7 protein-coding genes are annotated in these 8,961 nt (G+C 31.5%); 1 reads left to right on the forward strand and 6 read right to left on the reverse strand.

The window, feature by feature from the left end:
• Nucleotides 1–30: 30 nt before the first annotated feature.
• The 6 genes from C8C88_RS10050 to C8C88_RS10075 all read right to left on the reverse strand — a co-directional run bounded on the left by C8C88_RS10050 (nt 31) and on the right by C8C88_RS10075 (nt 6,225).
• Entirely contained in the window at nt 31–984 is a 954-nt protein-coding gene (locus tag C8C88_RS10050) for a transketolase family protein (RefSeq protein ID WP_121337984.1), read from the reverse strand.
• Nucleotides 985–1,101: 117 nt separating this feature from the next.
• Nucleotides 1,102–1,956, reverse strand: a complete 855-nt coding sequence (locus C8C88_RS10055) for a transketolase (RefSeq protein ID WP_121337985.1) — start codon at nt 1,954–1,956, stop codon at nt 1,102–1,104.
• Nucleotides 1,957–2,150: 194 nt separating this feature from the next.
• A complete protein-coding gene (locus C8C88_RS10060) occupies nt 2,151–2,714 on the reverse strand; it encodes a ferritin-like domain-containing protein (protein ID WP_121337987.1) in 564 nt (187 codons plus the stop codon).
• A 210-nt stretch (nt 2,715–2,924) separates the two neighbouring features.
• Complete coding sequence (locus C8C88_RS10065; protein WP_121337989.1) at nt 2,925–3,242, reverse strand: rhodanese-like domain-containing protein; 318 nt, start codon at nt 3,240–3,242, stop codon at nt 2,925–2,927.
• Nucleotides 3,243–3,261: 19 nt separating this feature from the next.
• Nucleotides 3,262–3,540, reverse strand: coding sequence for a rhodanese-like domain-containing protein (locus C8C88_RS10070; protein ID WP_121337991.1), 279 nt, complete (start codon nt 3,538–3,540; stop codon nt 3,262–3,264).
• A gap of 255 nt (nt 3,541–3,795) precedes the next feature.
• Complete coding sequence (locus C8C88_RS10075) at nt 3,796–6,225, reverse strand: PAS domain S-box protein (RefSeq protein WP_121337993.1); 2,430 nt, start codon at nt 6,223–6,225, stop codon at nt 3,796–3,798.
• Between the two features lie 567 nt (nt 6,226–6,792).
• Between C8C88_RS10075 and C8C88_RS10080 the strand changes: the two genes are divergently transcribed.
• Complete coding sequence (locus tag C8C88_RS10080) at nt 6,793–8,610, forward strand: helix-turn-helix domain-containing protein (RefSeq protein ID WP_121337995.1); 1,818 nt, start codon at nt 6,793–6,795, stop codon at nt 8,608–8,610.
• Nucleotides 8,611–8,961 lie beyond the last annotated feature (351 nt).

Consider the following 8,961-nt stretch of genomic DNA (forward strand, 5'->3'; position numbering starts at 1 on the left):
TGAATGGGATTTTTTTATTTTAAAAAGGAATTATTTTCTTTTAATAACTTTTTCTACAGCTTCAACAATAGCTTGATTGTTTAATTTGTATTTTTCCATTAATTGCTCTGGTGTTCCAGATTCTCCAAAGCTATCATTAACCGCAACAAACTCTTGAGGAGCAGGATTGTTTAAAGCTAATACTCTAGAAACGCTTTCTCCAAGACCACCAAGGATGTTATGCTCTTCAGCAGTAACTATACATTTTGTTTTTGCTAATGATTTTAAAATAGCTTCTTCATCCAATGGTTTGATCGTATGGATGTTGATTACTTCGGCAGAAATTCCTTTAGCTTCTAAAGCTTCCGCTGCAAGTAATGCTTCCCAAACTAAGTGTCCAGTAGCTATAATTGTTACATCAGAACCTTCGTTTAAAAGAATTGCTTTACCAATTTCAAAAGGTTCGTCAGCTGGCATGAAGTTAGGCACAACTGGACGACCAAAACGCAAGTAAACTGGACCATGATGATCTGCAATTGCTAAGGTAGCCGCTTTAGTTTGATTGTAATCACAAGTATTGATTACAGTCATACCTGGTAACATTTTCATTAATCCAATATCTTCAAGGATTTGGTGTGTAGCACCATCTTCACCTAAAGTTAATCCTGCGTGTGAAGCACAGATTTTTACGTTCTTCTCAGAATAAGCAACAGATTGACGGATTTGATCGTAAACTCTTCCTGTAGAAAAGTTAGCGAAAGTTCCTGTGAAAGGAATTTTTCCACCAATTGTCAAACCTGCAGCAATTCCAATCATATTTGCTTCTGCAATTCCAATTTGGAAAAAACGTTCTGGATGATTTTTTTTGAAATCGTCAAATTTCAATGAACCTATTAAATCAGCACAAAGTGCCACAACATTTTCATTAGTCTGACCTAGTTCTGTCATTCCCGCTCCAAAACCTGAACGAGTATCTTTACTTCCTGTATTTGTATATTTTTTCATTTTTTCCTCCCCCAACCCCTCCGAAGGAAGGGAGTACCTATTGGGGTTATAGGGTTTATGTTTTTTTATTTATCTATTATGTAGCTGTCTCTCCCCTTTGAGGAGGCTAGGAGGGGATTAGTAGTCTGAATTACCTCCAGTATTATAATTTTGTCCTAAAGCATTTTCAAGTTGTGCATCATTTGGAGCCTTACCATGCCAAGCATGACTGTACATCATATAATCAACACCATTACCCATTTCTGTATGCAACAATACGCAAACTGGTTTTCCTTTACCCGTTTTTGCTTTAGCTTCAGTTAAACCAGCAATAATAGCTTCGATATTATTTCCTTCTTTTATTTCAAGAACTTCCCAATCAAAAGCTTCAAATTTAGCACGAATACTTCCCATTGCTAAAACTTCGTCAGTTGTTCCGTCAATTTGTTTTCCGTTAAGGTCAATTGTAGCGATAAGGTTGTCTACTTTTTTTGCAGAAGCATACATGATAGCTTCCCAGTTTTGACCTTCTTGTAATTCTCCATCTCCGTGTAGGGTATAAATAGTGTGGTTGTCACCATTTAATTTCTTAGCCTGTGCTGCACCAATTGCAACAGATAATCCTTGTCCAAGTGAACCAGATGCCATACGAACTCCTGGTAAACCATCATGAGTTGTAGGATGTCCTTGTAGTCTTGAATTAATAAGACGGAAAGTTGCTAATTCCGAAACTGGAAAATAACCGCTTCTGGCTAATACGCTGTAAAATACAGGTGAAATATGTCCGTTTGAAAGGAAAAAAAGATCTTCTCCAATACCGTCCATATCAAAACCTTCTTTGCGGTCCATTAAATTTTGGTACAATGCTACCAAAAATTCTGTACAACCTAGTGATCCACCTGGATGACCTGAATTGACAGCATGAACCATACGAAGAATATCTCTTCTGACTTGGATAGTTAAATCGTTTAATTGTTGTGTGTTAGGCTTCATTTTGTGTGTAAAAGTTAAACTGCTGCAAATGTAATTTTTATTTAGGGTTACCGCAAACGTTTTTTTGAATTTTTAATTGGCATTAAATGGGTTTTATTTTTAAACAGAATTACTATAGTACAATAAAAAAAGCCTGCTTTATGCAGGCTTTTTGTTAATTTATTACATAAACTAATGATTCTTATTTCTCAGAATTAATGTCTCATACTTGCCGCAACTGCTTTGTTATTAATTGCTGATAAAGCAATTCTGGTTAAAGTGGCATCCGTTTTTTTATCTTCAATAAGTGTCATTTCTAATAATTGAGCAGCTTTATTTTCACCAAGACTCTTAGCAAATGCGTGTAAGGTTCCATAGGTGGCAATTTCATAATGTTTTACTTTTTGTTCCGATGCAATGATTCCAGCGTCACGTACATTTCCCATTTGAGTTTTTTGCATAATATCATTACTCTCTTTTAGTAATCCTTCCATTGCTTCGCATTTTTTTTGTCCCAATTTAATTCCAGTCGTTTCAAAAACTTTTTCTAATCGGGAAACATGCTGTTCTGTTTCTGCCAAATGATTTTTTAATACACTAACTAGTTCTGGAGAAGAAGCATTTTCTACCATTTTTGGTAAACTTTTAGTCAATACTTTTTCTGCCCAATAAATGTCTTTCAATCCAACTTCAAATAAATCTCTTAAATCTTCTGCGCCGTTAGATTTAGCTTTCATAGCTCCTTTTACTTCTTCTTGTTTTTTAATTGTGAGTTTCATAACAGTTGCTTTTTATAATTAATTTTTTTTGCAGGAATACACAATTTAGGGCATGTTCTGCAAAGAGTGTGCTTAATTTTAAGCACAGTAAAATTAAACAATATGTAATTTAAGTATCTGTTAATTAACTATTTAAAAATAAGAATAATAGTGTTATTGGTTAACAATTAACGTTGTTTTAGTAATCAGAGCAAAGTTTTTTTGAAGTAATTAATTTAATTTATTTTTCAAGCTACTCCAACCACCACCATTATAAACATGCATGTAGCCATGTGATTTTAAGATGTTTTTAGCGGATGCACTTCGCATTCCAGAGGCACAACAAGTAATGATTGTTTTTTCTTTATCTTTTAATTTCGAAAGATTTTGACTTAGAACTTCAACAGGAATATTTATTGAGCCTTTTACATGTCCACCTGCAAATTCTCCTTTGGAACGAACGTCCAGAATCAGGGCGCCATTTCTAACTAAATCAGCATAGTTCGTGTTTGGTCCTAAACCGAATATTTTTTTTAAAATGTTTATCATGGATTTATTTGATTTGAATTTATTTAGATTGATAGTAATTTACGTCTAACCAAGAACCACCGTTATAGCAGTCAATTCCTTTTTGAGAAAGAAAATGTTGCGCTTGCCCACTTCTGTTTCCAGAGGCACAACAAAGCACTAATGGGGATTTTAGACTTTTTAATTCTTCAATTCTTTCGTGGATTTCACTTAACGGAATATTAATGGAATCCACCACATGTCCGCCCATAAATTCTTCATGAGTTCTAACATCTACAATGGTGCATTCTTTTTCTTTGATAATGTTTTCTAGTTTCATTTTAGTTGTATTTTATGGAATTAATTTTGTTGTTCTTGATTTATTGGGGCAAAAGTAATACAGACAAAAAAAGGATTCAGTAACATTTGTTACACAAGATGTTTTTTCTAAAAACTCCAGCTGATTTAACGTTCTCTTTTGACTAATTAGAATGCAATGAAATGGAAAACACTCTAAAACGGAAATGTTTAGACTTACTTTGAAGATAGAAAAAATCTTTTTTATAAAGTGTTTGTTTATTAAAATTAAAAAAAGTTACAGATTCCTTTTTTCGTTTTTGTTTTTTGATTCGTGAATAAACATTGTTAATTCACGAGTAAAAGTTTCAAGAGATAATATAGAGTTTTTGATATAACTAATAATTCCTGTAACTTCTTCTTTCGAAAGTTCTTCTTCTAATAGGTTTGAGATTCCAATTAACTGGCTAATAGGATGCCGAACTTTGTGTGAAGTCATAAACATCATTTGCTCAAGGTCATTGATGTATTGTTGTTTTTCTTGCTCTGCTTTTTTAAGATCAGTAATGTCATATCCTGTCAAAATGTATTTGTCACTGTTTTCTAAAGGATGCAATATGCGTAACATATATTTTAGTTCTCCATCTTCAGTTATTAATTCATCGATCCATTCAACAGATTCATTTTCTTTTACTTTCTCAAAAGATTCCTTTCTTTTATTGGCAATTGTTTCGTCAATACCTTTTAATTTACAGTAATCAAAATCGCTTTTCCCTATAATCCAATCTCTGATTTCTTCACTTTCAATGCCTTTTGGGTTTACATATAAATAGTTTTTGTTGTGATCGTAAACAGCTATTTCTGTTGGAATTTTATTTAAGATATCATCTGTGAATTCCTTCTGTTTTTGTAATTCTTCGGTTCTTTTTTCTACTTTTTTTTCAAGATTTTGGTTAAGTCTTTTTATTTCTTGTTCTGCTTTTTTTCTTTGGCTAATATCAATAAAAGAACCTATAAAACACATCGAGCCTTCTATTTCAAGACTTTCCACAGAAAAGAGAACATCTATTTCTTCGCCATTCATTCTTCGGAATTTAGATTCCATATTTTTTTCACGCCCACCAGCTTTTAGTATTTTTTGAGTAATTTTTTCTCCTTCAGAGGTGCTTATTGTTTTTAAGTCGGAAGCATTTTTACCCAGCACCATTTCTCTTTGAAAACCTGACATTTGACAAAAAGCATCGTTGACATATTTAATTTGCCTGTTTTTGATTTCTGTAATCACAATAGCAACAGGATTCGATTCTAAAATCTGGAAGAATTTTTTTCGAGCGGCATCAATTTCTTGTTCGGCTTTATGTCTTTCGGTAGTGTCACGAGCCATGGCATATAAGTTTTCGTCAACTGGGATGACATTCCATTCTAACCATTTATAGGTTCCGTCTTTGCATTTGTAACGGTTTGCAAAACTTAGAGTAGGTTCGCCAGCAGCTAACTTTTCCATTTCAGCAAGCGTTTTTTTGATATCATCGCTATGGACAAAATCTAAAAACCCTCTTGAAAGAAATTCTTCGTCAGTATATCCAAGCGTTTTTTGAAAAGCAGGATTTATTCTTTTGAAATAACCATCATTTCCAGCCACACCAATCATGTCAATTGATATGTTGTAAAACATATCTCTTTCGAGTTCCACTTTTTTCTTTTCAGTAATGTCTCTAAAAATCAGTACTGCTCCAATTATTTCTCCTTTTTTGTTATGAATTGGAGAACCGCTATCGTCTACATATATTTTTGTCCCATCCTTTTTTATTAAAATAGTGTTTTCATCCAGTAATACGGTTTTGTCTTCTCGAAGTGCTATACTTATTGGGTTTGTTACTTTTTGACCTGTTCTTTCATTTAAAATATTAAAAACAAAATCAATATTCTTACCTGTAATTTCTTCATTTTTCCAACCTATAATCTGACAGGCAGTTTTATTTATCATGGAGATAATGCCATTTGTATCAGTAGTTATAACTCCATCTCCAATACTGACGAGCGTTTGAGTAAACCATTCATTTTGAATAAACAGTTGTTCTTCGTTTTTTCTTCTTTGTTTGATTTGTTTTTTTAGGATATAAAATATGATTAAGAAGATACATAAACTAGTTAAAGTTCCTATTAATAGAATTATTTTAGAGGTATTTGTAGAGTTTTCTGTTTTGAGTCCTCTTTCTTCTAACAAGTATTGTTCTTCTTTGTCGAATTGATGAAAAACAACTCTAATTTCATCCATTATTCTTTTTCCTTCGCCACTATTTATTTCTTTCATGGCTTCGTTAACGCCTTTTTTTTGACGTAACGATATGTTGTTATAGATGAAACGGTATTTTTCTTGGGTTAACTTTTTAAGTTGTTCTACTCTTTGTAGCTGTTTTTTATTGTTAGAGAGGAAGGGTGTAATTTGATTAAATAGACTGTCTTTTTTAGCAGTTGAATTTGCCAAAGGCTCTAGGAAGTTAGCGTTCCCACTTATAATATAACCTCGATGTGCCGTTTCAGCATCTTTGATTGTAGAGAATAATTCCTTACTGTTTTGTAAAACTATGTAAGTATGTCGAACCCATTTTTCATTTTCAATGTTTTTTTGAAAAGATTGATATGAAAAAAGACTTAGTAAAATAAGTATACTGAGAGCGATGAAGAATCCTAAATTGGCTAATTTGTTTTCAGATTTCCAGTTCATAAAAGTTTATTTATAAGTGGGGACTTTCTTTAAATAAAATACTTATAGATTGCGACTTCAGCATAATTTTGACTCTAAATTATAATAGTTATTGAAATAATTTAGAGAACTAATAACTGTCAAAACAGCATTACATTAATGATGCTTTACACAAATTTAGTAATTTTTTTCATTGGAAAATAGATAGGAGCTTCAATGTTTTTAATTCATTTAGAAACATACTTTTTTCTATGGAAAATAATCGTTTGTTGAACCAAATCAATGCAAAAAAACTAAATAATAAAAACGCGAAACTCGCAACATGATGTTACTAGTTCAAGTGAATAATCACTGTAATGAAATCATCCGTATTTTATTTTAAGATATAAGTATAATTTAAAAACTACCGTATTTATTGATATACTTTTGTTTGGATAAATTTTAAATTAACTAAAACCCTTTTTCAGATTGTTATTAGTTTCTAAATTTTCTTCAAGAAATCACTCAAACTAATTTTTAAAGATTACTAAAAGAGTTACAGTGATTTTGGTTTTTTATTTAGGTTGAAACTATTAATATTTTTTTTGAATGAGAGATTTTAAATTCATTTGCATCCTATCCTTATTTATTCTTGTTTTTTATTCCTGTGAATTTAATCATTCTGAGAAAACGGACATTTCAATAGAAGAATTATTAAATAATGCAGAAAAAGAGATTAAAACGAATCCCAATTCGGCTCTTGTTTTTACTAATACGGTATTAAAATCTTCGAAAAAACAAAAGTTGAATGACGAACAACTGATACGTGTTTATAAGTTGCGTCAAGAGGCATTTTCTAATCTTCAGAATATGGATTCGGTTTTGTCAACGGGAAAGCAAATAAGAGCATTTGCAGGAAAAATTCAAGATTCATTAGCTATTGCTCAGTCACTTTTATTGGTTAAAGGCGATATTGATTTTACGAATCAACAAGAAATGGCTCCTTATTTTCAGGGTGCTATAGCTACTTTTAAAAATAATAATATGCCATTTGAATCGGCAAAATTGAGTGCTACTTATGGTGCTATATTGTGCCATAAAGGTGATTTTGTCAATGCGCAAAAGTTTTTATTGGATTCGTACGAGGTATTGAATAAACTAGATAGTATTAAGCCCATTATTAATGTTTGTATGAATATTGGGAGTGCATATTCATATACCAAGAGTACTGAAAAATCCTTAGAATATTATAGAAAAGCATATGAAGCTGCTTTGAAAGTGAAAGATTCTAATTCTATTTCCTCCGTATTGATGAATATTGGAACTTTTTATGCAGATGACATAAAAGACCAAGACAAAGCGTTGGATTATTACTTTAGAGCATTACAATATGTATCTGGAAAATCAGGTGCTTATTTGAAAATGAAAATCGATTATAATGTTGCTGTGGCTTCTTTTGCCAAAGGTGATTTAACATCATCGGAACGAACTTTTCAAAGTATGCTTGCGGATTGTATTAAAATCCAGGCTTATGAAGGTGTCGCTATGGCAAGTAAAGGTCTGGGTGATCTTTATATTAAAAAGCAGCAACCTGACAAAGCCTTGGCTTATTTGACTCGTGCAATTCATTTAGCGGATTCATTAGGGATGTCCTTTGAGGCCTTACAGATGCAGCCTTCGTTATTAAAATTATATAAAAACAACAAAAATTTTGAAGCGGCTTTACTGGTATCTGAACAGATGAAAATAAGTACAGATTCATTGCTTTCATTGGATAAACAAAAAGCCTTACATGAATTAGAAATCAAATATGAAACATCCAAAAAAGAAGAGGAAAACAAACATTTACTTCAAGTATTAGGATACAAGCAAAAAACGATTGTGATATTATTTATATTGATGTTTTTTGCAGCAGGATTAGTTCTTTTATATCGTCAACGTTCTTTATTTCTGAAAGAAAGAAATAAAGCCTATGATGTTTTGATGGACAAATATCGATTAGCTAAAGCAGAAAAAAATACAATTTTAGAAGCTAAAGCACCAGTTTTAAAAGAAAATTTAGACTATTCAAAAAAATTAAAAAACAAAATGCAAGAATATTTTGTAAACCAAAAACCATACTTGAATCCTAAATTAAAATTAGAAGATATTGTACTAGAATTAGGTGTGCCTAAAAAAGAAATCACTCAGTTATTGAAACAAGAATATGGTTTCAATTTCAATACCTATGTTAATAGTTTCAGGGTTGAGGAATTAAAACAATTATTTTCTGATCCAGCCTATGCTAATTTTAAAATAGAAAGTGTAGCCGAAAAAGCTGGATTTGGTTCTAAGCAAAGTTTTTATAATGCATTTGAAACGTTTACGGGAGTAAAACCTAATTATTACCGAAGTCAAATTGCCGATAAAACAATGTCTAAATCATAAACCACATTCTTTTTATTAAATCAAGTCAAAGCCTTCTATTGAAGCCTTTGACTTTTTTTTTGCCTATTGTTTTTTGAAAAGGTTTTCTAAAATGGAATGTAAGTGTCAACGTGTTTTTAGGACCTATTTCTATTTTTTTTTGAAATTTCATTATGGAAATAAGTCTAAAATTGTTTTGTAATAAACTGCTTTAAATCAGGTTTTTATGTTTTTTTAGTTACTCTTATTTAATGATTCTGGACTACGACTTTTTGCGGTTCAGCGCTTGATACTCTTACTTTGTTTCGCTTTGGCGCTAATTAAGTAATAGATATAAAATTAGTTACAAGCATAAATTAAAAAATTAAAATC

It is taken from the genome of Flavobacterium sp. 123, assembly GCF_003634825.1.
In the GTDB taxonomy this organism is placed as follows: domain Bacteria; phylum Bacteroidota; class Bacteroidia; order Flavobacteriales; family Flavobacteriaceae; genus Flavobacterium.

Excerpts from the sequence above, each read along its gene's own strand:
- C8C88_RS10050 (WP_121337984.1), bottom strand. The coding sequence starts at position 984 with ATGAAAAAATATACAAATACAGGAAGTAAAGATACTCGTTCAGGTTTT.
- C8C88_RS10080 (WP_121337995.1), top strand. The coding sequence starts at position 6,793 with ATGAGAGATTTTAAATTCATTTGCATCCTATCCTTATTTATTCTTGTT.
- C8C88_RS10070 (WP_121337991.1), bottom strand. The coding sequence starts at position 3,540 with ATGAAACTAGAAAACATTATCAAAGAAAAAGAATGCACCATTGTAGAT.
- C8C88_RS10055 (WP_121337985.1), bottom strand. The coding sequence starts at position 1,956 with ATGAAGCCTAACACACAACAATTAAACGATTTAACTATCCAAGTCAGA.
- C8C88_RS10060 (WP_121337987.1), bottom strand. The coding sequence starts at position 2,714 with ATGAAACTCACAATTAAAAAACAAGAAGAAGTAAAAGGAGCTATGAAA.
- C8C88_RS10075 (WP_121337993.1), bottom strand. The coding sequence starts at position 6,225 with ATGAACTGGAAATCTGAAAACAAATTAGCCAATTTAGGATTCTTCATC.
- C8C88_RS10065 (WP_121337989.1), bottom strand. The coding sequence starts at position 3,242 with ATGATAAACATTTTAAAAAAAATATTCGGTTTAGGACCAAACACGAAC.